Source organism: Ideonella sp. B508-1 (genome assembly GCF_000333615.1).
GTDB lineage: Bacteria > Pseudomonadota > Gammaproteobacteria > Burkholderiales > Burkholderiaceae_C > Ideonella.
In genome coordinates, this window is record NZ_BADL01000173.1 from 1 (window position 1) to 1,250 (window position 1,250).

Annotated in this window: 1 protein-coding gene and 1 pseudogene; one reads left to right on the forward strand and one right to left on the reverse strand. The window is 71.1% G+C overall.

Annotated features, from left to right (window positions below; genetic code table 11):
- Positions 1-1,102, reverse strand: a 1,102-nt coding sequence (locus I73_RS26745; RefSeq protein WP_051049125.1) for an enolase C-terminal domain-like protein, incomplete at its 3' end; no start/stop codon positions are given.
- On the opposite strand from I73_RS26745, the pseudogene I73_RS31495 reads away from it, so the two are divergent.
- Positions 1,044-1,250 (forward strand): annotated as a pseudogene (locus tag I73_RS31495) (cobalt-precorrin-5B (C(1))-methyltransferase); the annotation flags it as partial. The gene I73_RS26745 and the pseudogene I73_RS31495 overlap by 59 nt on opposite strands.

The window sequence follows — 1,250 nt, forward strand, 5'->3', positions numbered from 1 at the left end:
GGGGGAACATGGCCAGCGAGACGTTGAAGTGGTTGTTCGAATGCGAGCCCCAGGTCAGGCCCCAGTCGTCGCACAGCTGGGCCACCCGCACCGAGCCCTGCATGGTCCAGAAGTGCGGATCGGCCAGCGGGATGTCGACCGCCTCCAGGCGCACCGAGTGGTGCAGCTGACGCCAGTCGGTGGCCACCATGTTGGTGGCGGTGGGCAAGCCGGTGGCCCGCTTGAACTCGGACAGGATCTCCCGGCCCGAGTAGCCGGCCTCGGGGCCGCAGGGGTCCTCGGCGTAGGCCAGCAGGTGGCTCTGGCCCTTGCACAGCCGGATGGCCTCGTCCAGTGTCCAGGCCCCGTTCGGGTCCAGCGTGATGCGGGCCTGCGGGAAGCGGGCCTTCAGCGCGGCGATGGCCTGCATCTCGTCGGCACCATCGAACACCCCGCCCTTGAGCTTGAAGTCCTGGAAGCCGTAGCGGTCGGCCGCGGCTTCGGCGGTGCGCACCAGGGCCTGCGGGTCCATGGCCACCTGGTGGCGCAGCTGGTACCAGTCGTGGCCGGGCTGGCCGGCGCCGTCCAGGTAGGGCAGGTCGGTCTGGGTGCGGTCGCCGATGTAGAACAGGTAGGCCAGCATGGGCACGGCCTCGCGCTGCTGGCCGTTGCCCAGCAGGGCCGCCACCGGCAGACCCAGGTGCTGGCCCAGCAGGTCCAGCAGCGCGGCCTCGACGGCCGTCAGCACATTGTCCATGCGCAGGTTGATCTCGTGCGGCTGGCGCAGCACGGCGGCCTCGGCGTCCGAGCTGACCTGGTGGACGGTGGCCTGGTGCGCCGCGGTGCCGCCACCGGCCAGGGCCGTGCGCAAGCGCGCCAGGATGGCGTTGCAGGCGCCCACGGGTTGATCGACCACCAGCGGCACCATGCGTTCCAGCGCGCGGCGGATGCCCTCCCCGCCCGGCACCTCGCCGATGCCGGTGCGACCGGCGCTGTCATGCAGCAGCACCAGGTTGCGGGTGAAGAAAGGGGCATGGGCGCCGCACAGGTTCAGCAGCATGGCCACGCTGCCGCACGGCGTGGTGGTGCTCACCACCGGCGGGCGCACCGAGAAGTTCGCGATGGCCGAGCGGCCACAGCTGCCTGCCACCTGCTTTGTGCAGATGGGTGACTTCCTGCGCTACGCCCTGGACGAGGCGGTGGCCCGCGGCCTGCGCGAGGTGGTCATTGCCGGCATGGTGGGCAAGCTCACCAAGATCGCCCAGGGCGAG